Source organism: Luteolibacter sp. Populi (genome assembly GCF_040801775.1).
In the GTDB taxonomy this organism is placed as follows: Bacteria; Verrucomicrobiota; Verrucomicrobiia; order Verrucomicrobiales; family Akkermansiaceae; genus Haloferula.
Genome location: NZ_CP161812.1, coordinates 2,065,890 through 2,090,943, shown reverse-complemented (window position 1 = coordinate 2,090,943; position 25,054 = coordinate 2,065,890). Strand labels below are relative to the sequence as shown.

Sequence of the window (25,054 nt, the reverse complement as noted above, 5' to 3'; positions counted from 1 at the left end):
CCGCCTTACCACCCATGGGCATTTTCAACAAGCCACCCCTCCGCCGCGGCAAAGGCCGCGATGACATGCCAGAGGGCCTCTGGACCAAGTGTCCCGATTGCGGGGCCATGCTGCACACCCTGGAGCTCAAGCAGCACTTCCAGACCTGCCATCACTGCAGCTACCACTTCCTCATGGATTCGCGGGAGCGGATCGAGCTGGTCGCGGACGCCGGCACCTTCACCGAGACCGAGCAGGGCATGGTCTCCGCCAATCCGCTCGGCTTCCTCAACTACAAGGAGAAGATCGCCAGCATGAAGGAAAAGACCGGCCTCGATGACGCGGTCGTCACCGGTCGCCTCAAGATCGGCGGCCAGCCCGCCATGATCGCGGTCATGGATTTCAAGTTCTTCGCCGGCTCGATGGGCTCGGTCGTCGGCGAGAAAATCACCCGCGCGGTGGAACTCGCCATCCAGGAGAAGCGCGGCATGGTCATCATCTCCGCCTCCTCCGGCGCCCGCATGCAGGAAGGCATGCTCTCCCTCATGCAGATGGCCAAGACCTGCGGCGCCCTCGCCCGCCTCTCGGAAGCCTGCCTGCCCTACATCTCGGTGATGACCCACCCCACCACCGGCGGCGTCACCGCCTCCTTCGCCACCATCGGCGATATCAATCTCGCCGAGCCGAAGTGCATGATCGGCTTCGCCGGCCCGCGCGTGGTGAAGGAGACCACCCACCAGAACCTCCCCCCGGCTTCCAGACCGCCGAGTTCATGCTCGATCACGGGCTCGTCGACGCCATCATCCCGCGCCCGAAGCTCAAGGACCAGCTCGGCCAGCTCCTCGGCTACATGATGCCCGTGGCGTGATGGATGGACGGGACGCTTCCCGCGTGCTAATGGTATTCCGATGACCGAGGAAAGCACTGAGCTTCTTGAAAGGGCCATGGCTCTGGAGCCTGAGGAACGGCGAGCCTTGGCCGAGCTGCTTTACGTTCGGGTGAATGAGTCGCGGTTAGATGCGGAAATGATCGAATTGGCGGAGGCACGGTGGGAGGAGTCTCAGAAGAATCCCCCGGCATAGGTCGGACACGAGGAGTTGATGAAATCCCTACGGCGCTAAATGTGGAACGATCTCCGCGATGGAACTTTCTTAGCCCTGAAAGGGCGACGGGAGATAGCCCAGGGCGAAGCCCTGGGTTGGTAGTGCAAACCACCGGCCCCCTGAAGGGGGGCAAGGAGGCTAGTCTGAATGACACGTTCCGCCGAAGCCGACTCCCGGTGGCTCTTCACGGCACGTATGCCGCCACCCTTCACCCCGGGCCTCTACCGGAAGACCGATGACCTACCCCGAATCCATCGACTGGCTCTTCTCCACCCAGCTCTTCGGTATCAAGCTCGGGCTCGATGGCCCGCGCCGCCTGCTCAAGGAATTCCTCGCCTACCCGGAGCACGGCGTGAAGGTCATCCACATCGCCGGCACCAACGGCAAGGGTAGTACTTGCGCGATGATCAACTCGGTCTCGCGCGCCGCCGGCAACCGCACCGGCCTTTTCACCTCGCCGCACCTCATCGATTTCCGCGAGCGCATCCGCGTCTCCGGCCGCGAGATCCCGGAGCAAGAGTGCTCCGCCATGCTCACCGAACTCCGCGGGATCTGCGAGACCCTCGACCCGCACCCGACCTTCTTCGAGATCGCCCTGGTCCTCGCCATGCGCTGGTTCCGCGAGAACTCCTGCGAGATCATCGTCCTGGAAACCGGCATGGGCGGCCGGCTCGATGCCACCACCGCCGTGCCCGCGGATGTCTGTGCTATCACCCCGATCGCCCTCGATCACATGCAATGGCTCGGTGATACCGTCGAGCAGATCGCCGCGGAGAAGGCCGCCATCTTCGTCGAAGGCAAGCCCGCCCTCTCCGCCCCGCAGGAACCCGGCGTGCGCAAGGTGCTGGAGAAGGAAGCGAACGAACGCCGCTCGCCGCTGACCTTCATCGAGGCACCCCTCGCCGGCTACCCGCTCGCTCTCGCCGGCATCCACCAGCGCTGGAATGCCGCGCTCGCCCTCGAGTGTCTGCATCAGGCCGGCATCCACCTCGACTACGGCACCGTCCACCACGGCCTCTCCGTCGTCCGCTGGCCCGGCCGCTTCGAGCGCCTCGAACACGCCGGCCGCGAGATCATCCTCGATGGTGCCCACAACCCCCAAGGCGCCGCCGTCGTCGCCGAAACCTGGCGCGAGCAATTCGGCACCCGTCAGGCCACGCTCGTCTTCAGCGCCGTCGCCGCCAAGGACGTCCGCGGCATCCTCGCCTTCATCGCCCCCTTGGCCGCGAAGATCCACCTCTGCCCCGTCGATACCCCGCGCGCTTCCCCCCGGAAGAACTCGCCGCGAACCTCCCGGAGAATGCCCCGCCGCACCTCTGCCACCCGAGCTTCACTACCGCCTTCGCCGCCGCCCTGTTAGAAGGGGACGGCCCGCTGCTCATCGCCGGCTCCTTGTTCCTCGTCGGGGAAGCAAAGGCCCTGATCGAGGGCGGGACCTTCCAGTCCAGTACGCAGTAAAGGAGGGCACCGGCCCTCCTTCACCCCAGAAATTATCCAGGCGGCCCGCCGTTCAGTTCAGCGAATAGTTCACCACCGTGCTCGTGGCACCGGCACCGCGCTTGCCCAGCTTTACCTGGAAGAAAGTCAATGCCACGCCGCCCTCCGGCTCGGTGGTGGTCGTGTTCTTCTCCACGAACGCGAAGTGCGGCGTAGGTGCCTTCCGTTTCGGCAGATTGATGTAGTGGTTCGAGGTCAGCGAACCCGCCTTGAAGGCGATTTTCAGTCCTTTCGGCCCGAGCAGCTCGCCCTTCTTGCCGATGGTGAATTTCACCACGTCACCCACCCGGTAGGAGGGAATGCCCTTCGGTACCGGCACCGGCTGCGGCGATCCGCCCATGCTTGTTGCCTCGGAGGTCACTTCGCTCACCGTGTAGGTGAACGTCTTGCCGGGAGCCCAATCTCCGTAGAGCACCGTCGGCTTCGGCTTCTTCTTGAGCGGTTCAACGGCGTGCGCCGGGGTAAACATGGCACAAAGGGCGAACGCGCCGAGGAGTAGTGTTTTCATGTATGGGAGGTGGCATTGAGATATGCCGCGCAGCTGTTAGTGGATCTAACTGCTTCGTGCAAGTCGAAAATAACCATCCGGTTATAGTCCGGTCCCTATGAGGAATGGAGGAGGCAACCGCCGCGGATCATACAACGATCACTGATCACTCGGCACTCGGCCTTTCTCCGCGCCTCGATCTCTTCCCTCAGCAAGCCTAACGGCCCCGCCTCAATTATGGGAAAGCTCCGGCTGCGGCGGTGCCCCGTAGAGCGGGCAATCGTAGTCCAGCGCCGGAGCGGTCGGCGGCACCGGCAGCGTCGCCGGGGCCAGCCAGGTCGGGATCCGCAGGGAGATCTGGTCGCGCACGTCGGTCAGGCGCAGGAAGGGACCGTTCTCCTTCTGCAGCTTGATGTTCGCGCCACCGGGCAGCGTGTGCTTCCACATCGCGGGGAAACCGCCGGTGCGCTGGCGGTGGCCTTCCAGGCGCACCGCGGAGAGGGTCGAGAGACGCCGCCAGGTCAGCCGCCGGTGCTGCTCGCAGAAGTCCAGGATCAGCGCCGCTTCACCTGCGGAAACCATCACCGGCACGCTGATTTGCGGCGGCAATTCACCCACCCGGCGCGAGTTCCGCCAATGCCGCGCCAAGGCCACCGAGGCCGGCACCAGCGTCGTGTTCTGCTCCGACAGCAGGCGCCGCACGGTGCGGATCCGCGGGTAGAGATCGCGCCAGAAGCGCGGGTCGAGCGAGGCCTGCGCCGCCGCATCCGAGATGGCCGATTGCCGGGCCCGCTCCGCCCATGCCGCCACCAGCAGCAGCCCTTCCACCTCGGGGTCCGGCTGCACGTTCCGCTCGTTGATCCGCTTGTCCATCAGCGTCAGCGCCGCGGCATCCAGATGGCCCGTGCTGGCTTCGCGCTCGATCACCCGCAGCACCCGCAATTCCGCTTCGGTGAAAGCCTCGCGGCCCTCCAAGCTCGTCGCCGGTTCGATCTCGGAAAAGATCTGCAAAAGCTGGTCCGCCCGTTTCTGCGTTTCCGCTTCCCGGTCCGCATTCGCCGCCATCTCAAGCTGCCGCACCTGCACCGCCACCCAGATCGGCAGCACCCGCGCGCCCAGCACGTTCGTCCGGGAGGCGATCATCGCCTTCTCCCAATCGATCCGGTCAAGCCGCGGACCGATCCGCCCGGCGATCTCCACCGCCACTTCGCGCGGCCGGTCCAGATTCTCCAGCTCCGCACCGCTTGCATCCTTCGCCGTCTCCGCCGCCAGATCCACCAGCGCGAGCCGGTCCTCCGCCGAGAGCGTGCGGTTCTCCCGCGGGAAGTTCTTACGGAATTCGTTCACGTGCTCCACCCCTTTGACCAGCTTCCCCGCATCCTCCAGCACCGGGCCTAACAAAACGCCCGCGAACAGCAGTGCCGGCATCGCCCCGGCCAGCGTCAGCAGCGAGCCGCCCGCGAACCGCGTCGCCAGGCTCGGCCGCTTGCGCATCACTTCTAACAAAAGCGCCTCGATCTTCTTGTGCCAGCCATCGCTCCCGATGAACGAGCCGTGGCCCTCCTGGCGCAGCCCGCGGAAGATCCGCCGCAGCGCCTCGCCCTCGTCGTTCACCTCGCCGGCCCACGGCAGCTTGCGCGCCCCGCGCACCACCTGGATCGTCTTCACGTCCCACAGCACCCCGCCCAGCATCGCCATCGCGATGTGCTTGAGCACCCGCGATTTCAGCACCGCCGCCGCCGCGAAGGCCGAGATCGATGCCGTCACCGTGAAAAAGGGCCGCAGCAAGGGCATGTCGCGGAATACGAGCAGGTCGATGATCTTGCCGCCGTCCATCGGCAGCACCGGCAGCAGGTGCAGCGCGTTCAGCGCCACCGCCATCCCCGCCGCATCCAGCAGCCACAGCGGCGTCTCCGGCCGGAAGTAACCGTGCGCCAGCATCGCCAGACCGGCGATCAAGCCGGGCAGGGGACCGCCCAGCGCCACCACCAGCTGTTGCCAGGCAGGCGCGTGCAGCTTCCGTCCCCGCTCCGTCGCCCCGGTGAAGGGAATGAAGACCGGCGGGATCCCGCGGTAGCCGAAGAGGCGCATCGGCAGCCAATGCCCGGCCTCGTGCAACGCCGAAAGCACGATCACTGTTAGAGCGGTCTGCAGCGGCTGGTCCGTCCCGAAGACCGCCATGAAGAAAGCCACTGTGCCTGCCAGCAAGACCAGCCGGCGCACATGGTCCAGCGGGCTCGAGCCCACCGATTGCAGCGCGCGGTAGCGCGTCAGGTCCTGCTCCACCGCCTGGTTAAGAGAGAGCCCGATCGCCCCGCCCACCCGTTCCGATTCATCCGGTTTCGCCTTCGCCGGTGCCGCCACATCGCGGCGCGTGGTCGAGCGGAAGTAGCGCCCGAGGAAAAAATCGCCCAGAATCGGCAGCACCCGTCCCGGCAGGCAGGCCAGGCGCAGGCGCAGGATTTCCGGATCCTGCCGGGTCGGCGTGAATTCACGGCCCGTGACCAGCGCGGCATGACGCGCCTCTTCGTCCGCGGCCAGCATCTCCGTGAATTTCTCCAGCGGCGGGGTGATCCGTCCCTGCTCGCCGCGGATCCGCGCGTAGTGGTGCTTCCACTGCCCCGTCACCGTGCCGAAGTGGCGCTGCACATCCCGCCACCACGAGGGGGGATGGCGCGTCAGCCGGTGATCCAGCGTCACGAAAAGCGTCCCATCGCGCAGCGGCGTGAAAAGCGAAAGCGAAACCCGCGGCCCCGAGCCCGAGACCGGCACTGTCCGCTCCACCGTCGCGTAGGTCTTCTCCTCGTCATTGATCAGGATCCAGCGGTGCGCCTCCGCGAAGCCCGCACTCTCCAGCCGCACCACCAGCGCCTGCCGGAAGCCGAAATGCCCCATCCGGTTCAGCCACGGTGCCATCCGCCGCCGTACATCCGGCGGCACCATGTGCGACTCGCAGGCATGCGCCTTCACCCGGTAACGCCGCACGTTCATCAGGGCGATGAAGGCACATACAAGCGGCAGACCGGTGGCAAAGACCAAGGCCAGAAGAACCAGACCGAAGGTCATACCTAAAAATGCTGGGGGCATCTGCACCCCAGTAAGATCATCTTTTCAAAAAGATCAAGGCGGTTTTATTTTCACGCAAGGAATTCTTTACGTAATACTCGATCTTTTTTTCCCTTCGCTTTCTTTGACCCGTCGCGGATCGATCTGTTCAAAATTATCTCAAATCCTTGATAATTAAGGAATTCTCTAGCAGAAACGACAGGCCTGTTTTCACTTCCCGCTTCCCCGCTGAAATGTCCGAATTTGCCCCGCTGATTTGCCCAAGCGGAGCCCCGCCCTTAATTAACTAAAATTAATATTCCAGGTACACGAAGGTGTATCTCGCCAAGGAGTAGCCCGCCCGACGGACGGCTCTTCCCTTGGGAGCGCGGAACCACCGGCCCGCAGAACGGTCCCCAACAGCCCGCCATCAAGGACGCCCCCACCGGGACCGCCGGGCACCGCCCGGCAGAACGGTCCCCAACGACCGCCACACCCGTGCCCTCCAAATAGCCCCGCGCCACCCCAGAGCCTCTAACAAGATCCCCCATGGGTCCGCCAAGCCGCCCGGTCCGCAGAACGGCCCTATCCCGCGCAGCATGAAAAGACGGGTAGCCTTGCGACCGCAACTCCATGCCGGCTTTCGCCACGCTTTGCAACGCTCCCGGCACCCATGCCTTTTGCACAGGCTAACAAGAGACCCGCCGGCCCCTCCGCCTCCGCAAACGTCCTCCCTCCGGCACTCTCATCCCGGCGGCTCCGCTGGCACAGCTCCGGCAAGGGAGGAGGCTCGTCATGAATGCGAACCCGAAAATCATCTTCATCCACGGCATGTTCCAAAATCCCAAGAGCTGGGACACTTGGACTTCCTTTTTCCAAAACACCGGCTTCGACACCGAAGCGCCGCCCTGGCCGCTCCACGAGGGCGAACCGGCAGACCTCCGGGCAAACATTCCCTCGGGCCTCGGCACCCTCAGCTTGGCCGATCTCCACGCCCACTACCGCGGACTCCTCTCCGGCTATGCCGAACCGCCCGTCGTCATCGGCCATTCGCTCGGCGGCTTGCTCGCCCAGAAGCTCCTCGCCGATGGCCTTGTCCGCGCCGCCGTCGGCATCGCCTCCGTGGCTCCCAACCGAATGCTCGCCCTCGACTGGGGATTCATGCGGAACAGCGCCTCCATCACCAATCCCTTCGCCGGCGATGACCCCTACGAGATGACCCCCGAGCTCTTCCACCGGAACTTCGCCAACACCCTCAGCGAAGCCGAAAGCAATGCCGCTTGGCGGGCCTACGCCGTCCACGAAAGCCGCCAGGTCCTCCGCGATATCATGGGCGATGAAGGTCAGATCGATCTGACAAGACCGCACAATCCGCTCCTGCTCATCGGCGCGGAGAAGGACGAGATCATCCCCTCCAGCCTCGTCCGCCGGAATGCCCACGCTTACGAGGACAAGCGCTCCCACCACGAATACAAGGAATTCACCGGTCGCGGCCACTTCATCTGCGGCGAGCCCGGCTGGGAGGAAGTCGCCGTCTCCGTCTCGAATTGGCTCGAAGGCCACCTCTCCGCCATCCGCGCTTGAACCTCCCAAACCACCTAACAGAATGAAAGCACTAGCTTGGCATGGCGTCGGAGATGTCCGCGTCGATACCGTCCCCAATCCCTCGATCCTCGATCCGAAGGACATCATCATCCAGATCACCGCCAGCGGGATCTGCGGCTCGGACCTCCACCTCTACGATGGCATCACACCCACCATGGAGGAGGGGGACATCATCGGCCACGAACCGATGGGCATCGTCGTCGAAGTCGGAGCGGAGGTGAAGAAGTTCAAGAAGGGCGACCGCGTCGTCGTCCCCTTCGTCATCGCCTGCGGTTGCTGCTTCTTCTGCCAGAAGGAGCTTTACTCCGCCTGCGATACCACCAACCCCGGAGCCGATCTCCAGAAGGTCGCGATGGGCCAGGCCGGTGCCGGGCTCTTCGGATACTCCGGCATGATGGGTCGCTACCCGGGCGCACAGGCCGAATATCTTCGCGTCCCACATGCGGACGTGGGCCCGATTAAGATCGAGTCAGGCCTCGCCGATGAACAGGTCCTCTTCCTCTCCGACATCTTCCCTACCGGCTACATGGCCGCGGAGAATGCGAACATCCAGCCCGGCGATACCGTCGCCATCTGGGGCTGCGGCCCGGTCGGCCAATTCGCCATCCAGAGCGCATGGATGTTCGGTGCCGCCCGCGTCATCGCCATCGACCGAGTCCCGGAGCGTCTCGAAATGGCCCGTACCCACGGCAGGGCGGAGATCCTGAACTTCGACGAGGATCCGATTCACGACCGCCTCATCGAAATGACCGGTGGCCGCGGCCCCGACTCCTGCATCGATGCCGTCGGTGCGGAAGCCCATAGCACCGGCTCGCTCGATGCCGTGATCGACCGGGCCAAGCAGGCGATGAAGCTCACCATGGACCGCCCGCACGTCCTCCGCCAGGCGATCATGGCCTGCCGCAAGGCCGGCACGCTTTCCATTCCCGGCGTCTACTTCGGCCTCCTCGACAAGATCCCTTTCGGAGCGCTGGTCGGCAAGGGCCTCACCGTCAAATCCGGCCAGACCCACGTCCAACGCTACCTCGCCCCGCTGCTGGAAAAGATCGAGAACGGAGAGATCGATCCCTCCTTCGTCATCACCCACAAGATCCCGCTCCAGGATGCGCCTGACGCCTACGAGAAGTTCCGTACCAAAACCGACGGCTGCATCAAGGTCGTCATCAAACCCGGCATGACCACCGCCGAGAAAGTCGCCGTCTGAACCTCGGGCCGGTGATGCCTCACGGAAGGCTCTTCCCCTGGGAGCGCGGAGCCACCGGCCCGGCAGAACGGTCCCCAACAGCCCGCCCCCAAGGGTAAGTAGTCCCGCCTTTAGGCCAATGCCGTTAAGGACTCGCCGGGTTGATCGTGATGCTCTTGAGCAGCGGCAACGAGCTCGGCTGTTTCATCTTCGGCCAGTCCTTGACCGGTTGCCGCAGCGCCCTCTGGCAGCTCCGCGGCTTGCGCCACGGTATCAGCGCCACTTCCGCCAGTTGCTTGAGCGCGCGTGCCACCCAGATCGCCCGCTTCGGCAATTCCATCAGGTCGTTGCCGAGTTCCAGCAGCTTGCACATCGCCGCGGTGTAGTCGCGCACCACCGCGAAGCTGATCCGCGGGACCTCCACGCCCGCCGCTTCCGCCACCGCCGCGCGTTGCAGCGCCAGCACCGCCGCGGCCATCAGCAGCGCGAGCACTTCCTGCGCCGCGGTTTCAGGGGTCTGCGCGTCGAGCAGGTCGCCGCGCCCGTGGAGCTTCACCTTGAGTTCGCGGAAAAACAATTCGTGCTGCCAGCGCGCGGCATAGAGTTCCACCAGTTCCGCGGCGGGATGGAGCGTTTCGTCCATGAGGCTGGTCCAGAGCCGGAGTTGCAGCGGCTTGCCACCGCCCGCCACCGTCACGGTGGCGAGGATCTCGCGCAGCTCCAGGGTGCCCGCGACACGGCGGGTCGCGGGATCGGTCACCTTCACCACGATGCGCCGCGAGCCGTCGGACAGGTGCTCCTTGACGGTGGCCTTGAGGTTGGACTTCACCCGCATCAGGAAGGCTCCGCCACCCTTCTCCAGGGCGGGCTTGAAATGCCACAGCAACGAGGGCGTGCCGTAGAGGCGGTCGCCGAGCAAGAGGCTCTTTTCCGGCAGCTCCCGTTCCTGGAGGATCCGCCGGGCCAGCGTGGCTTCGCCTTCGCCCTGCCAGCCGGGTGCGGCAGCCAGGGGCTGGTACATGCCGAGTTCGACAAGCACCACCGCCAGCATGCGGGCGAAGGCCGGCTGGCCGTTGCCCTTGCCGCAGGGCACCTTGACGGCACGCTCCGCGATGGCAGGGGTGTTGCGCAGGTTGAAGGTGGTGCCGTCGATGGCCAGCAGCCGCAGGCCGCGGTGGAAGGCCCCGGGATGCAAGGCCGGATCGGCCAGGGGACGCAGCGCCAGGTGCAGCGCCTCGTGGAGCAATTCCCAGCCGATGGCTTTGCCGCGCTGGCTCAGTGCGCTGCCGGAGATGCGGATGCCGGTGATTTCTTTCACGTGCGTGGAGAAGCTGCCTGCCGGTGCAAGCTGGTGATAGGTCCGGGTCATCAGCCATTGCCAGGGGCTGAGCTTGGGATCCGGGCCGCCGCGAGGCCCGCGGCGCTCGAAGAGGCTGTCGCAGGCAGGCGGGTCGAGCAAGGCGGCAAAGGCGCGGGGAAAGCTGCCGTGGAAGGGAAAACGGGGATGCGGTGCGTCGTGCATCCGCCCAATCAAAACAAACGTTTCCGTAGTACGAGCCGTAATTTCGCGCGGTGATCTAACAGGTCCTTAACGGCATTGGCCTTTAGGCGGACGAAGCCACCCCCAGCGCCCGCACCCACCAAGAGCCCCCCAACGGGACCGCCGGGCACCGCCCGGCAGAACGGTCCCCAACGACCGCCACACCCGTGCCCTCCAAATAGCCCCCCGCCACCCCAGAGCCTCTAACAAGATCACGCCCCGGGAACCACGAAGCACCTGCCTCCGCCAAGGAGGGGGTGCGTCCCGCACCCCATCCCTCAACGACCAGCCTTCCGTCCTCCCCCAATTCCCGGATCCCTCTCACCGTTCCGCGGATCATCGCTCGTTGATCACCCGGCACTCTGCCTTTCTCCATTCGTAGGATTCGTCCGATTCGTGGTGCCCTCCTGCCTTCTCCCTCCGCGACCTCTGCGCCTCCGCGGTTCGTTCCCCCCCACCTCGCTACCCCACCGAAATCACTTCCTCGAAAGCGCCGCCGTCTGCGAAGGATTCAGCCTGCACACATGCCCCACCGGCTCCGGCTGCGGGACATCCGCCAGCCACTTCGGCAGCTTGCGGCCGCTTTCCCGGTCCTCGAGCACCAACTTCGGCTCATCTCCCGGGACCAGCTCGAGGTTGCCGCCGCCCGGCAGCGCATGCTTCCACATGGTCGGGAGCTTCCCCGTCTGCCGCCGATGCTTCTCCAACCTCAGTGCCGCGATCGTCGTCAACCGCCGCAGCCCGATCATGCGGTGCGCTTCGCAGAATTCCGCGATGTGCGCGCCTTCGCCCGACCATGGCGGATCCATCCCCTTGAGATCTTCCGGCAGCTCCCCGACCTTGCGCGAGAGCTTCCAATGCCGCGCCACCGCCGCCGTGCACATCATCTCCTCGCGGCCGAGGCAGGCGTGGTTCAGGAAAGCCTGGCGGCGCTCGTGCACCCGCCGCCAGAAGCGCGCGTCGTCTAGCACCGCCGGCAGGCTGCCATCCAGGATGCTCTCCGCATCGTGCGGTGTCGTGTCCGTGATCCCGTTCCAGATCCCGCCATCCACCAGCAGGCGGTTCTCCACCTCCGGCACCGGCACCTTGTTGAGTGCGGTGATGCGCGCCTCGGTCCGCGAGATCGCCGCCTCGTCCAGCTCACCGGCCGCGGCCAGCTCCTCGATCGCGTCGAGCGTGGTCTGCTCGGTCTTCCAGAGTATCTTGCGGATGCCCAGCGTGTGGGCCGGCTCCATCGTCGCGCGGATGTGCAGCAACACCTCGGCCCGGCGCACCGCTTCCGGCCCGCGGTTTTCGTGCAGCGCGGATTCCATCTTCCCGCAGAGCGCCCCCATCCAGGCCGCGAAGGTAGCCTCACGCACCATCCCGGCATTGATCACGCGGCTCGCGCTCGGCCAGTTGAAGTGATCCAGCGCCACCGTATCCGGGATCGAGCCCGCCGCCGTGTTCGCTTCCAGTTTGCGGAAGGGCATCGCCAGCTCTTCCGTCGGCGCGGCTGGCCCGGCCGGGAAGTCCTCGCGGAATTCTTCCGTCGCCTCCGCCATCCGCCGCACATGCTCGCCATTGCCCGCCACCGCGATCGCGAAGCAGGCGACGAGCACGCCGGCCGCCACGATCACCGACGCCACGTAAACCCCGCCGCCGAAGATCCGCATCAGGAAGCCCGGCCGTTTCCGCATCACCTCCGCCAGCAGCACCTCGATCTGGCGGTGCCAGTTCAGCTCGGCGAAGAAGCTGTCGTTGCCCTCCTCGCGCACGCCCTTGAAAATCTGCCGCAGCGTCTCGTCCTCATCCTTCGCATCCTTCCACCCCAGCCGCCGCCCGCCGCGCACCACCCGGATCATCCGGAAGTCCCAGGCCAGCCCGCCCAGCATCCCGAAGGCGAAGTAGAGCAGCACCCGCACGCCGGTGAAGTACCACGCTACGATGACCAGTGCTCCGGAGAGCGCCGTGAAGAAAGGCCGCAGGAAGGGCAGGTCCCGGAAGATCAGCATGTCCACCACCCGGCCCCCGTCCAGCGGCAGGAAGGGCAGCAGGTGGAAGATATTGATCAGCAGCGCGAAGCCGCCCACATCCAGCACCCAGCCGGGCAGCGTCACGAAGATGCCCGCGCCCAGGATCGCCGTGCCCGCGAGCAATCCCGGCAGCGGTCCCGCCAGGATCACCAGCAGTTGCTGCCAAGCCGGAGCATGCAGCTTCCGCCCGCGGTCCAGCGGATTCAGGAAGGGGATGAAGAAGCGCCCCATGCCCTGGTAGCCGAACACCTTCATCATCAGCCAGTGGCCGAGCTCATGCACCAGCACCAGGCCGAGCACCACCAGCAGGGTCTCCAGCGGCGCGGCGAAGCCGAGCCACAGGCACACCACCACCGTCGCGATCGTCGCGCCGATCCGGCCCGCGAAGTACTTCCGTCCCGGCTTCGTGGTCGTGAGATAGCGGTAGCGCTCGAGCTGCTCCTCCGCCGTCTCGTCCGCGCTGCGCTCCTGCACCGGCGGCTTGGTGCTGCTCTCCTCGAAAACGTTCTCGCTCTTCTTCGTTACCGCGGCCACGTCCTTGCGCCGTCCGGAGGCGTAGGCGCTGCCGCTGAGTAGCGCCATCAACTGCCGCCAGGCGAGCTTCGGTCGCGCCATCATCTTCGGTGCCGCGCCATCGAAATTCACGGTCGCGAACCTGCCGCTGGCCAGCATCGCATCCGGCACCGCCTTCTCCTCCGCCGCCAGCCGCGCCCCGAGTTGCGGCTGCTGCGGCACGATGATCACCGGCTGCCCGTCGAGCCGCTTGCGGTGCTCCAGAAGCTGCGCCTCCAAGGTGGTGAAATGGCGGTGAATCGCATGCCAGTGCTCCGGCAGGCAAGCTGCCAGCGGCGCATCCGCCGTCACGATCACATGCCCGTCCTGCAGGAAGCTCAGCAGCGTCAGCGAAAGCTTCGGCTTGGCCGTCGGCGTCGCGGCCTGCGCCTTCACGATGGCCACCGTCCGGTCCTTCACGCTCGCCAGCCGCCAGATGAAGCACTCGCGCTGATGCTCGTCCAGACTCCGCGTGTAATCCTGCACCGTGAAGCCTAGGAACCCCAGCCGCCCCAGCCATGGCTGGACCTGCCGGGTCAGCATCCCCGGCAGCGTCGCAGGATCGATCGGCGTATGCTGTGCCGGATGCCAGGACCGCAGCCGTAGCACCAGCACCGCTAAAATCAGCACCGGCACCAGCACGAGACCGGCAAGGTAAGCGGCCAGCCACCAACCCGGCAGCAAGGCGTCGAAGGGGAGAATGCCAAGGGAGAGCACACCTCTCGCTCTACCCTACGCGATAAATTTTTACAAATATATAATCCGCACCCCCGGATCATCAGGGTTTGTTTGAAAAAGGCGATGCGCTGGTCCGGAAGGTGGTCCGCACAGTCCTCTGTGCGGCGAATGGTCCCCGGCAGCGCGCCTCACCTTGGGGGCTCTCGGGTAGATGCCGCCGCCAGAACTGTTTCATCCGCACGGAGACTGAGCGGACCACCTCTGTCCGATCCGTCCGACCGCCTTAGGGGAATGAGACGGATCGGACAGATCCGCCCCCATCTCACCCATCCACCAGCGACCGCGCATACTGCAGCGTATCAATGTCCGCCACCGTCTTGTCCCGCCGGATCGCGTGGATCCTTGGAAACCGCATCGCCAATCCCGAATCGTGCCGCTTCGAGGCTTGGATCGAGTCGAACGCGATCTCCAGCACCAGATTCGGCTCCACGATGTGCTTGCGCCGCTCCGTGGAAAGGGTGTGGCGCTTGAAGTGCTCCGTGAGCTCCTCGATCTCCACATCCGTGAGCCCCGAGTAAGCCTTTCCGATCACCCGTAGCTGCCCGCTGAGCCGGTCCCGCACCGCGAAGGTGTAGTCGGACAGGACCTCGGCGCGCTTGCCGTGGCCCTGCTCGGCGGCCACCACCACGCAGTCGAGCGTCGTGGAAGTCTTGAGCTTCAGCCAGCCCTTCCCGCGCCGTCCGGGCGAGTAGAGGCTGGCCGGGTCCTTCGCGATCAGGCCTTCGTTGCCCTCCGCCCGGGCCTGCTTGAAGGCCGCCTGCACCGCCTCCGCGTCCGGCTCGCAGTGCAGCACCGTGATCGCTTGGATCGCGGGCAGGGAAGGCAGCGTCTCCAGTACCGCCCGGCGCTCCCGCAGCGGGTGCTGCATCAGGCTCTGACCCGCATGCCAGAGGATGTCGAAGGCCACGAAGCGAACGGGCGGGATCCGGGATCTCCCCTCTGAAATCTCAGATTTGAGATTTGAGATTCCAGAAAAGAGGTCCCCCTGGCTGGTCGAAATCCTCCCTAGCCGCGTCTGCAAGTCGTGGAAGGTCAGCCTTCTTCCCTCCGCATGCGCGATGATCTCGCCATCGAGGATGAAGTCCCCGGACAGCTCCCGCGCCGCGGCCAGGAGTTCGGGGAACTCCGCATCCAGCGGGCGCAAGTCGCGGGAGTAGAGCGCGGCTTTGTCGCCCTGCTTGTGGAGCTGGGCGCGGATGCCGTCGTATTTCGGCTCCAGCCAGAGTGGCGGGTTGGGGAAGACGGAGACCAGCGCGGCGGCATCCGGCATCGGGGATGCCAGCATCACCTTGATCGGCACGAAGGGGCGCAGGCTGGCTTCCTCAAGCTGCTTGTGGCGGGCCATGCGGGCGGTCTCGCCGAGGTCGCCGGTGAGCATGTGGGCGTGGCGGACGCTGACCGGGTCGGCAGCGAAGGCGGCGGCCACGGCGTCCTCCACCAGCCCTTCCTTCAGGCCGATCCGCAGATCGCCGGTGAGCAGCTTGACCAGGGTCTCGCCCTCCGCCGGGTGCAGGGTCCGCAGGCGCGCGGAGAGCAGGTCGATCCGTGCCAGCGAGCCCGGGGCATGAGCGAGCGTGTGGAAGAAAGCGGACAGCCCGGCCAGGTCCAGCGGCTCCGGCTTCAGGGAGAGCTCCTGCAGGAGCAGGCGGGCGGTGCGGGCGGCATCGGCCTGGGATTGGGAGATCTCCCGATATCTCTCTTCCCTCACTCCCGGCAGCTTGAGCAGGGCGCGGCGCAGGGTCGCGCTGCCGGCGTAGGCCGCGCGGCGGTCCGCGGCGCGCGGCAGGGCCCGGCCGGTCAGCCAGTTGGCGGCCAGTGCCAAGTCTTCGTCGCTGGCCAAGCCCTTCAGGTAGGCGGCGAGGTGGCGGATCTTTTCCAGGCGGCTGCTGGTCTCCCCGGTCAGGCGGCAGAGGCTGGTGAAGTCGGCCATCGCGCAGATCGGCCGGACGTGGCGGGCGCTGGCGGTGGTCTGGATCCCGCTGCCGGTCATCGGGCCGCGGGCGGAGGGCGGGGAGAGGGCCAGTTCCATCTGGTCATTCCCCATCGCCGACCAGGCTTCCTGCCCGCGCAGTCGCAGCTCGGCGGCGAACTCGCGGGTGTAGCCGTGGACGGTCAGGACTTTCTTCGGCCGCACCCGCTGGATGCACTCCAGCAGGCCGGGGTAGTCGGCGTGGTCGGAAAGGGGAATCGCCTCGTCCACCCGGTAGCGGAAGGTCGCGCCCGGGACCATCGCCCAGCCGCTGAGCATGGCCACCCGGCGGTTGCCGATCGAGCGCAGGAGCTTCGAGCGCACCGTATTCGGCGGCGCGATCACCGCGTGGCCGGCAGGGACCAGGCCGCTCTCCAGCAGCAGCGGCTCCGGCAGGCCGGGGACGCCGGCGGCCTTGCAGGCGCGGGTCATGTCCGCCACGGCCGGGTGGAGCAGGACGGGGATGCCGTGCTCGTGGAGCAGGGCGAGCGCTTCCTGCGCCTTGCCCAGCGAGTAGCCGAGCAGCACCGGCACCTCGCCGTCCGCCAGCGCATCGTGCACGAAGCGTAGCACCGCCGACTCCACCTCCATGGGGGAGGGGAAGCTGAACTGCGGCAGGCCGAAGGTCGTCTCCAGGATCAGCACATCCGCCTTCTGGAAGACCGCCGGCTCCGCGGTGCGGCCCTTGCGGACCTTGAAATCCCCGGTGTAGAGCAGGGTCGCGCCATCGGCGATCCGCGTCAAGTGGAGCATCGCCGAGCCCGCGATGTGACCGGCGGGCAGCAGGCGCAAGCGGTAGCCGTTCCGCTCCACGGCGGCGTGGTAGGCGGCGGGCAGGAGCCGCTCCTCCGCCACCCCGTAGCGGGCGCGGACCAGCGCCGCGGTGACGGTCGAGCAGAGCGCCATCTCGTGCCGCGCGAAATGGTCGGCATGGGCATGCGAGACGAAGGCCCACGGCTGCGCGTCCCAAGGATCGAGCCACAAATCGGGCTCGGGGAGATACAGGCCACGCTGGAACCGGACTTCGATCACTCTCGCCGTGAAGGTGGCCGCGGAGGAGGAAGTTCCAAGTGAGAAGTGCCAAGTTCCAAGAAAGGCGGGAGAGTCTGTCCGATCCGTCCCACACCCCTAGGGTGGTCGGACGGATCGGACAAATGGTGGCTTGTCATCCCGTCGGGAATAGTGTTCATTTGAATACATGGTTGCAGCATCGCCACCCGCCGAAAAGGCAGTCAGCAAGGAGAGTCCGACTTTAGAATCCATCATCTACCGGCCGCCGCGGCGGCGGGAGTGGCTGCCGCTGTGGAAGCCCTCGCACTTCACCGGCTTCGAGGCTCCGGCGGACTTCGTGCTGATGGGCGATTGCCATCTGACGCGCGGCAACCTGACGGTGCTCGGCGGGTGGCCGGGCGTCGGCAAGAGCCGAGCGGCGATCGCGCTGGCGATCGCAGGCGCGCGCGGGGTGGAGTGGATGGGGCACACGGTCCACGCGCGCTTCCGCTCGCTGGTGATCCAGTGCGAGAACGGGCCCTTCCGCCTGAAGAGCGAACTGGGCGAGGCGCTGCCGCCGGGCGGGCTGGACGAGTGGCTGCGGATCACGCCGCCGCCGCCCTACGGCCTGGCCTTCCAGGAGCCGGGCTTCCGGGAGGAACTGCGTGCGCGGATCGCGGAGTGGAAGCCGGGCCTGCTGATCATCGACCCGTGGAACCGGGCGGCGGATGGTGACAAGCAGGCGGATTACCGCGGTGCGCTGGACTCGATCTTCGAGTGCCTGCCTGAAGATCCGGCGGAGAAGCCGGCGATCCTGGTCATCCACCACATGCGCAAGAAGGGCAGCGACTCGGTGAAGAAGCACGGGCGGGATCTGCTGCACGAGCTGGCGGGGAGTTATCAGATCGGCAGCTCGGCGCGATGTGTGTTTGCGCTGGAGCCTGCCAGCAATGATGTGACGGACGGGACGGTGGTGCTGACCTGCTGCAAGAACAACGATGGCCAGGAGGGGAAGCCGAGCGCATGGCACCGTCGGAACGGGCTTTTCGATGCGCATGCAGACTTCGACTTGGAGGGGTTCTTGTCGGGGGATTCTGCTGCTGCGGGGCCGCGGACTTCCTTGGCGGCGGTGGCGAAGGCGCTGCGCGGGATGTGCGGGGAGACCGCGGGACAGGCGGTGGCGCGATTGACGGGGGCGGAGGTGTGTGTGAGATCGACGGCTTATCGGGTGCTGAAGATGTACCCGCAGCACATCGTGGAGGATCAGGCGGGGAGGTTGTGGTGGAGGGAGGAGGAGGCGGAAATCATCAATCACTAATCTTCCAATCATCAATCGGTCTGCGGCTGCGCCGGGGAGAGGGGAAGGAGTGCGAACCACGGAGGGAAGGCAGAAAGGCAAACATCGAACATCGAACGTCCAACATCGAACGTCCAAGTTTGAAGAAGAAGGCAGGAGGGCGAACCACGGAATACTCGGAATACACGGAAGCCTTTTGGTTGGGACGGGAGGGAGTCATCGCATTTCCGCCGGCCCTCCGGGGCGGGATTCGTGTGGGGGCGGGGTCCGGTGGTTTCACCACCGGCTTGTATCTTCGCTTTGTCCGTCCGGCGTGCTTGATTGCCGCCAGGCGTCCAAGCGGGTGGCCGGGTTAGCTCCCCGGCCACCCGGCCCGCGGCGAGTCCGTCCACCGGCTCGGGCATCCTCACGGAAAAGCCCGAAACTTAGTAAGGACCGTCGCGGGTCATTGGATCGCCAGTTCGAACCGTTACATGAGCCGTTGCAGGAGCAATCCCGGCGCGAGCTCGCATCACAAGCCTGAACGAACCGACCCCATGAACCTACCGGAACAATCCCCCGTCGTCCACCTCGGCGTGGATGTCGCCAAAGCCGAACTCGTCGCCGATCTTCAGGGCAAGATCCGCCGCTTCGGCAACAATCCCAAGGGCATCGCCACCCTGCTCAAGGCCGCCGCCCGCATCCCCGGCACCGCCCACTTCGTCTGCGAGGCCACCGCCGGTTACGAACGCCCGCTTGCCACCGCCGCCATGGCCCTGGCCATCCCCGTGAGCATCGTCCAGCCGCTGCGCGTGCGCGAGTTCGCCAGATCCCACGGCCGCCATGCCAAGAGCGACCCGCTCGATGCCGCCCTGCTCAGCCGCTTCGGCGCCTCGGTCAAACCCTTGCCGTTGCAGCCCAAGAGCGAAGTGCGCCAGGAACTCAACGACGTCATGCGCACCCGCTCCGAGCTCATCGATTCGATGCAGCGCGAGCTCAACCGCGCCGAACACCACACCTGCAAGCTCGTCATCCGCATCCACAAGAACATCGCGGCAACCTTTGCCAAACACATCGCCGCCCTTGATGCCAGGGCTGCCGCCCTCGTCGCCGGCGACAAGGATCTCGCGGAAGCAGACGCCCTGATGCAGGCGGTCTCCGGGGTCGGCGCGCAGACCTCGCGCACGCTGCTGGCTTTCCTGCCCGAACTCGGCCATGTCGGCCGCGGCACCATCGCGGCCCTGGTGGGCGTGGCCCCCTACGACCGCGACAGCGGGAAGTTCAAAGGCAAGCGCTTCATCCGGGGCGGTCGCGGCCAGATCCGCAAGGTCCTCTACATGGCGGCGCTGGTTGCCATCCGCCGCAACGCCGTGCTCAAGGTCCTCTACAAACGCCTGCGCGACGCAGGCAAGATCGCGAAGGTTGCCATCGTCGCGGTGATGCGCCATCTGCTCATCCACCTCAATGCCATCATGGCAAAATCATTGGAGAATCCTCTTGCGGTTCAAGACCGTTACTAAGTTCCGACGCACCTCCGGTGCTAAGAGGCAGTCTGAAAACTGGCGAAGGCAGGGACCTTTCTCCGAAAGGTCCGGCGGGGGACGGCTTGAAGCCCCGCTACGATGCCGGTCCGGATTGGAGCGCCGCCATAAGCCGGACCGCTCGGAGAGCGGTCCTTGCCTTTTTAAGGCGGCCTCTAAGAAAGGGAGGGCGCTTAGACAAGCTTGCAGGACGAGATCAGTTGCCTGCGAGGCCGGCGGAGTGGAGGAGCTTGACGGGGCGGAACTCGACGATGCCGAGGGAGACGGCTTCGACGGTGATGGGGAGGGCGGCTGCGTCGGTTAGGGCAGGGAGTCGGGCGAATTGCCCGCGGGGAAGGTCCATGGCGAGGGTGCAGTGGGGCATCCACCTGGCGGGGGCGTAGTGCGGCCAGAGGTTGGGAGTGAGGGCGGCGAGCCCGGTGTGGAATTCGGCGTGGAGATCTAACAGCGCGGGCGTGACCTTGGGGGCGAGGAAGACGACGGGGGTTTCCCCGGGGAAGATGCCGATGGCGGAGAAGGTGAGGGGGAAGCCGGCGATGGTTTCGGCGAAGCGATCAAGGAGGTGGCGGGCGGCGGGGAAATCGATGCTATCGCAGACGGCGAGGGTGAGGTGGGGGCGGGCACCGCTATCGCGCATGTAGGTGGCACCGAGTTCGGCGAGGCGGTCCCAGAGGTCGCGGATGCGGAGGTCCGAGGTGTCGTCGAAGAAGAGTTCGATGGCGTGGGGCATGCGGGTGTCGGTCCGGTGGAAGCTGCGGAGGCGTTCTAACGGATGAACCTTGCAATGGCCAGACCGCAGCAGGATGCCCCAGTCACATATTGATCCGGATCATTCATCCTGCATCGTCTCGCGCAACTCCATCAGGAGCCTGCCGAGCATGTTCTTGCCGGTGCCGTCGCCGCCATCGCCCCAGTAGGAGTCGTTGGTGGTGTGCTCGACGAGCTTGGCGCTGCCGGTGGCGAGGAGGAGTTGCTTGAGGTCGGGGTATTGGGTGAACTTGGCTTCGAGGGCCTGGCGCATGATGCCGGTTTTCACGGCTTCCCAATCGGCGCGGAGTTTCTTCTTCCGGTCGCGGCCGAGGCGGGCGGCGAGCATGGGGGAGTTGGCCTTGCGGATCTCCTCACGGTCGCGGGGGTCGGCGAATTTCTGGGCCTGGAAGTAGTGCTCGGTGGTGGGCCACTTCTTCTTGCCGAGGGTGATGGGGTAGGCGGCGAAGTTCGAGAACTCGCCGTAGGGATCGCCGGTGCTGTAGAAGTGGATGGGGGCGGTCATGGCGGGGGCAGGACGAGGATGGCCGGATTGTCGGCGTAGTATTCGATGAAGCCGCAGACCCAGGCGGAGACGGTGGTCTGTGGTTTACCCTTGAAGAGGATCGCTTGCGGATTGTGGTAGGAGGCCACGATCAATTTGTCGAGATGGGGGGTGGTTGGATCAAGCCGCACTTCGGGCATTTGCCGGAGTTCTTCATGGTGGGGGGAGTTTGGCGAAGGTGGCGCGGGGTTCAAGGGTGAGGAGGGGGAAGACAGGAGGGCGGAGTGATCGGTGAGCGGTGATCCGCGGAAAAGACATGTTGAACCGCCAAGACGCCAAGTTCTGAAATTGGAGGGAACGAAACGCGGGGGCGCGGGGGAAAGGCAGGAGGGCGGAGTAGGTGCATGGATCTCAAATTTGAGATCTGAGGATTTCGGAGGGAAGGCAGCGGGACGATGGGGACGGTCTCACTTCGCACTTCGCTCTTCGCGCTACGCTCTTCGCTCTTCGCGCTACGCTCTTCGCTCTTCGCTCTTCGCTCTACGAATGGGTGCCCGGGCTGTCGGCGGTGGCGGCGTCGGGATTGGAGGGATGACGTGGAGTGGCTTGGCCTGCCTGACTTTTCGTGGACAGGGCAGCGGGGGACCATTCTGCCGGGCGGTGCCCCGCGGTCCCAGGTGGGCCGTCCGTTGTTGGTGGCATTGGGGTTGTCGGGGAGACGTGGAGCGGCTTGGCCTGCCTGACTTTTCGTGGCCAAGGCAGCGGGGGACCACTCTGCCGGGCGGTGCCCCGCGGGGCCAGGTGGGCCGTCCGTTGTTGGTGGCATTGGGGTTGTCGGGGAGACGTGGAGCGGCTTGGCCTGCCTGACTTTTCGTGGACAGGGCAGCTAGGGACCATTCTGCCGGGCGGTGCCCCGCGGTCCCAGGTGGGCCGTCCGTTGTTGGTGGCATTGGGGTTGTCGGGGAGACGTGGAGTGGCTTGGCTGCCTGACTTTTCGTGGACAGGGCAGCGAGGGACCATTCTGCGGGCCGGGTGGCTCCGCGCTCCCAGGGAAGAGCCGTCCGTGAAGCATCACGGAGGCTACCGAAGTTCATGGCGGCTGCGCCGCGGGGGAGTGCTTGGCTGGCGGTGTCCGCCTGAAGGCGGGACTACTTACCCTTGGTGGCGGGCTTTGATGGACCGCTCTATCGTAGGCTGCTTGATATTGCTTCGGTGAGGCGGGCTTTGACTTGTCGGGCACCGTGGCTGGAGAGGTGGCCGCGATCGTGATAGAGGAGGTAGCCCTGTTCGTCCCAGAGGGGGATGACGCCGTTGGAGTCTTGAAAGAGGTTCTCCAGGTTGAGGACGATGACGTTGCCGGCGGCCCTTGATATTACCGCGGCATTGGCTTGGAGACGCCGGGGCCGGAAGAGGGGCTCTTCATGGAAGGGCGGGCGGGCTCCCTGGCGGATGGCATCGCGGGTGGCATCGGGCGGTAGCCTGGCGGGTTGGGTGAGGAGGATGATCTTGCGTGCCAGGGGGCGGAGTTCTTCGAGCGCCTTGTCGAGGCGCGCGCCTTCGAGGTCCAGCTTGCCGCTCCACTGGCAGGCGAGGATGAGGACGTCGGGTGGATCTTGCCGGACGGTCTCGAGGCTCTGCGTCCATAGCGATTCGCCCGTGGCATGGAGGATCGGCAAGGGATCGCCGGAGGAGACGCTGGTGACGATGAGGCGGTAGCCGAGTTCTTCCGCGAGTTGTTTGACCATCTGGCCATACATGGAGCCGTGGCTGTCGCCCATGAGGACGATGCTGCGGGTCTTCAGCTTCCAGTTGAAGGTGAGCTTGCCCTGCGCGCCATCGCGGGCATTGAGGTAGTTCGCATCGCGGATGGCGAGGCCGACCGGGATGGAGATGATGAGGCATGCGGCCAGGGCGGCGAGGGCGGGCAGGCGCAGGGCGGGCCGGTTTAGCGCGGCCCGGGCCGGGCGTTCGATCCAGCGGTAGCTGGCGATCGCGGCGGGGACCGTGATGGCGATTTTGATGAGGATCCGCGATGGCTCGTCTAACAGGATGAGCTTGTAGTCGACGAAGGAGAAGACCGGCCAGTGCCAGAGATAGAGCGAATAGGAGAGCTTGCCGATCGAGACCAGCAGGGGGCTGGCGAGGAGCCGCTGGAGCCTGCCGGCCTGGCTGGTGCCGCTGCCTGCGATGATGCAGAGGGTGCCGATGACGGGGAGCAGGGCCTGGTAGCCGGGGAAGCCGCGGGCTTCTCTAACAAGCGCGAAGGACGCGAGCAGGAGTGTGATGCCGAGCAGCGGGGCCCATCGGGTGCCGGCTTCTTGACGCGGGCGCTTCAGGGCGAGGAGTCCGCCTGCGAGGAGTTCCCAGGCGCGGGTGGGCAGGAGATAGAAGGCCCAGGAGGCGCGGAGCTGCGTCATCACCAGGCATGAGGCCAGGCTGGCGAGCATGAGGCCGACCAGTGCGAGCATCAGCACCTTCCGCGATCTGCGGTGGAGGAAGATCAGCAGGATCGGATAGACGAGATAGAACTGCTCCTCCACGGAGAGCGACCAGCAGTGGAGGAAGGGTTCCGCGTCCGGGGAGAGCTCGAAGTAGCCTCCCAGGAGCATCAGCTTCAGATTGATGACCGAGGCCACGGCGGCCGCGAGGCTTCCGCCGGTGGAAGCAAGGTCCTGCGCGGAGTAGATGAAAAATGCCGCCACCATGGTGACGGCGGCCATGGCGAGGAAGGCGGGGAAGAGGCGGGCGATCCGGCGCTGGTAGAACTTCCTGAGGCTGAAGTTTCCGTCCGCGTGTTCCGCCGTGATGACGGAGGTGATCAGGTAGCCGGAAAGGACGAAGAAGACATCCACCCCGACGAAGCCGCCGGGCAGCCAGGAGGGGTGGAGGTGGAAGATGAAGACGGCCAGGATGGCGATCGCCCGCAGCCCGTCGATGGAGGGCCGGTAGGGGAACGAGCTCGCCATGACGGGAAGATGGGTCGACCGCTACCGCGGTGGCAGTGGTCGCTTGCTTACTTGCTGACGTTGAAGCGGAACTCGATGACGTCACCGTCCTTGACGATGTATTCCTTGCCTTCGATGCGGAGCTTGCCGGCTTCCTTGGCACCGTGCTTGGTGCCGGCGGCGACGAGGTCATCGTAGTGCACGACTTCCGCGGCGATGAAGCCGCGCTCGAAGTCGGTATGGATGACGCCGGCGGCGGCGGGGGCCTTGTCGCCTTCGTGGATGGTCCAGGCGCGGGTTTCCTGGACGCCGGTGGTAAGATAGGTGCGGAGGCCGAGGAGGTGATAGACGGCGCGGATCAGGGCGGAGACACCGGAGTCGGTGATGCCCATCTCACCGAGCATTTCGGCGGCTTCCTCGGGGGTGAGGTCGACCAACTCTTCCTCGATCTTGGCGGAGATGACGACGGCTTCGGCGCCGTGGGCTTCGGCGGCGAACTTGCGGACCTTGGCGACCATCGCGTGCGAGTCGGGATCGGCGATGGCGGCGGCGAGTTCGTCTTCGGCGACGTTGCAGGCGAAGATGGTGCGCTTGTCGGAGAGGAGGAAGAAGTCCTTGATCAGCTCGCGCTCGGTGTCGCTGAGCGAGAGGGTGAGGGCGGGGTTGCCGTCATTGAGGTGCGGCATCAGCTTGTCGATGAGCTCGACCTCGGCCTTGGATTCCTTGTCGCCGCTCTTGGCCTTTTTCTCGCGGGAGACGCGGCGCTTCTCCATGGCGGCGATGTCGGCGAGGATGAGCTCGGCATTGATGATCTCGATATCACGGATCGGATCGACGGTGCCCAACTCGTGGATGATGTCGTCGTTCTCGAAGCAGCGGACGACCTGGACGATGGCATCGGTCTCGCGGATATTGGCGAGGAACTGGTTGCCGAGGCCTGCGCCTTCGGAGGCGCCCTTCACGAGGCCGGCGATATCGACAAACTCGATGGCGGTGGGGACCAGTTTTGCCGAGCCGGAGATCTTCGAGAGCACGGCGAGGCGTGAATCGGGCACGACGACGATGCCGACATTCGGATCGATGGTGCAGAAGGGGTAGTTGGCCGCCTCCGCCTTGCGGGAACGGGTGACGGCGTTGAAGAGGGTGGACTTTCCGACATTCGGGAGTCCGACGATTCCGGCTTTGAGCATGGCGCGGCGAGGGTTACGGCAAGGCGGGGGGCTCGCCAAGGTTTGAATGCGGGAAAGGCGGAGGCCGGAGGTCGGAGTTTGAAAACCGCGAATGGACGCGAATGGACGCGAATTGGGAAAAAGGCAGGGGAGATCCGCCCCTTCGGG

Annotated in this window: 16 protein-coding genes; 6 read left to right on the top strand and 10 right to left on the bottom strand. The window is 65.8% G+C overall.

Going from position 1 to position 25,054, the window contains the following annotated elements:
- Positions 1 to 14: 14 nt before the first annotated feature.
- Complete coding sequence (gene accD, locus ABWK72_RS08210) at positions 15 to 833, top strand: acetyl-CoA carboxylase, carboxyltransferase subunit beta (protein ID WP_367874307.1); 819 nt, start codon at positions 15 to 17, stop codon at positions 831 to 833.
- Positions 834 to 1,317: 484 nt separating this feature from the next.
- Positions 1,318 to 2,442 carry a folylpolyglutamate synthase/dihydrofolate synthase family protein gene (locus ABWK72_RS08205; protein ID WP_367874306.1) on the top strand — a complete coding sequence of 375 codons (1,125 nt, stop codon included), beginning with the start codon at positions 1,318 to 1,320 and terminating at the stop codon, positions 2,440 to 2,442.
- A gap of 150 nt (positions 2,443 to 2,592) precedes the next feature.
- Here the strand turns inward: ABWK72_RS08205 and ABWK72_RS08200 are convergent, their stop codons facing one another.
- Both ABWK72_RS08200 and ABWK72_RS08195 read right to left on the bottom strand, forming a co-directional pair.
- Positions 2,593 to 3,087: a hypothetical protein gene (locus ABWK72_RS08200; protein WP_367874305.1), complete on the bottom strand. Its 495-nt coding sequence runs from the start codon at positions 3,085 to 3,087 to the stop codon at positions 2,593 to 2,595.
- Between the two features lie 210 nt (positions 3,088 to 3,297).
- The gene (locus ABWK72_RS08195; protein ID WP_367874304.1) at positions 3,298 to 6,132 is read right to left on the bottom strand and encodes a site-2 protease family protein; all 2,835 of its coding nucleotides are present in this window, start codon (positions 6,130 to 6,132) and stop codon (positions 3,298 to 3,300) included.
- Between the two features lie 774 nt (positions 6,133 to 6,906).
- Here ABWK72_RS08195 and ABWK72_RS08190 point away from each other — a divergent pair.
- A complete protein-coding gene (locus ABWK72_RS08190; protein ID WP_367874303.1) occupies positions 6,907 to 7,695 on the top strand; it encodes an alpha/beta hydrolase in 789 nt (262 codons plus the stop codon).
- A 22-nt stretch (positions 7,696 to 7,717) separates the two neighbouring features.
- Positions 7,718 to 8,920 (top strand): zinc-dependent alcohol dehydrogenase, encoded by a 1,203-nt coding sequence (locus tag ABWK72_RS08185; RefSeq protein WP_367874302.1) that lies wholly within the window; start codon positions 7,718 to 7,720, stop codon positions 8,918 to 8,920.
- A 124-nt stretch (positions 8,921 to 9,044) separates the two neighbouring features.
- Here the strand turns inward: ABWK72_RS08185 and ABWK72_RS08180 are convergent, their stop codons facing one another.
- The 3 genes from ABWK72_RS08180 to ABWK72_RS08170 all read right to left on the bottom strand — a co-directional run bounded on the left by ABWK72_RS08180 (position 9,045) and on the right by ABWK72_RS08170 (position 16,745).
- Complete coding sequence (locus tag ABWK72_RS08180; protein ID WP_367870980.1) at positions 9,045 to 10,421, bottom strand: IS4 family transposase; 1,377 nt, start codon at positions 10,419 to 10,421, stop codon at positions 9,045 to 9,047.
- Between the two features lie 494 nt (positions 10,422 to 10,915).
- Positions 10,916 to 13,723, bottom strand: a complete 2,808-nt coding sequence (locus tag ABWK72_RS08175) for a hypothetical protein (RefSeq protein WP_367874301.1) — start codon at positions 13,721 to 13,723, stop codon at positions 10,916 to 10,918.
- Positions 13,724 to 14,006: 283 nt separating this feature from the next.
- Complete coding sequence (locus ABWK72_RS08170; RefSeq protein ID WP_367874300.1) at positions 14,007 to 16,745, bottom strand: ATP-dependent DNA ligase; 2,739 nt, start codon at positions 16,743 to 16,745, stop codon at positions 14,007 to 14,009.
- 166 nt (positions 16,746 to 16,911) lie between these two features.
- Here ABWK72_RS08170 and ABWK72_RS08165 point away from each other — a divergent pair, with 166 nt between their 5' ends.
- Together ABWK72_RS08165 and ABWK72_RS08160 are read left to right on the top strand one after the other, a co-directional pair.
- Entirely contained in the window at positions 16,912 to 18,021 is a 1,110-nt protein-coding gene (locus ABWK72_RS08165; protein WP_367874299.1) for an AAA family ATPase, read from the top strand.
- A 515-nt stretch (positions 18,022 to 18,536) separates the two neighbouring features.
- Positions 18,537 to 19,499, top strand: a complete 963-nt coding sequence (locus ABWK72_RS08160) for an IS110 family transposase (RefSeq protein WP_367874298.1) — start codon at positions 18,537 to 18,539, stop codon at positions 19,497 to 19,499.
- A 217-nt stretch (positions 19,500 to 19,716) separates the two neighbouring features.
- Here ABWK72_RS08160 and ABWK72_RS08155 read toward each other — a convergent pair whose 3' ends face one another.
- The 5 genes from ABWK72_RS08155 to ychF all read right to left on the bottom strand — a co-directional run bounded on the left by ABWK72_RS08155 (position 19,717) and on the right by ychF (position 24,907).
- Entirely contained in the window at positions 19,717 to 20,250 is a 534-nt protein-coding gene (locus ABWK72_RS08155; RefSeq protein WP_367874297.1) for a 2'-5' RNA ligase family protein, read from the bottom strand.
- A 99-nt stretch (positions 20,251 to 20,349) separates the two neighbouring features.
- Positions 20,350 to 20,793: an NADAR family protein gene (locus tag ABWK72_RS08150; RefSeq protein WP_367874296.1), complete on the bottom strand. Its 444-nt coding sequence runs from the start codon at positions 20,791 to 20,793 to the stop codon at positions 20,350 to 20,352.
- The gene (locus tag ABWK72_RS08145) at positions 20,790 to 20,972 is read right to left on the bottom strand and encodes a hypothetical protein (RefSeq protein WP_367874295.1); all 183 of its coding nucleotides are present in this window, start codon (positions 20,970 to 20,972) and stop codon (positions 20,790 to 20,792) included. The genes ABWK72_RS08150 and ABWK72_RS08145 overlap by 4 nt, the downstream gene beginning before the upstream one ends.
- Positions 20,973 to 21,956: 984 nt before the next feature.
- Positions 21,957 to 23,738: an acyltransferase family protein gene (locus ABWK72_RS08140; RefSeq protein ID WP_367874294.1), complete on the bottom strand. Its 1,782-nt coding sequence runs from the start codon at positions 23,736 to 23,738 to the stop codon at positions 21,957 to 21,959.
- Between the two features lie 47 nt (positions 23,739 to 23,785).
- Positions 23,786 to 24,907, bottom strand: coding sequence for a redox-regulated ATPase YchF (gene ychF / locus ABWK72_RS08135; protein ID WP_367874293.1), 1,122 nt, complete (start codon positions 24,905 to 24,907; stop codon positions 23,786 to 23,788).
- Positions 24,908 to 25,054 lie beyond the last annotated feature (147 nt).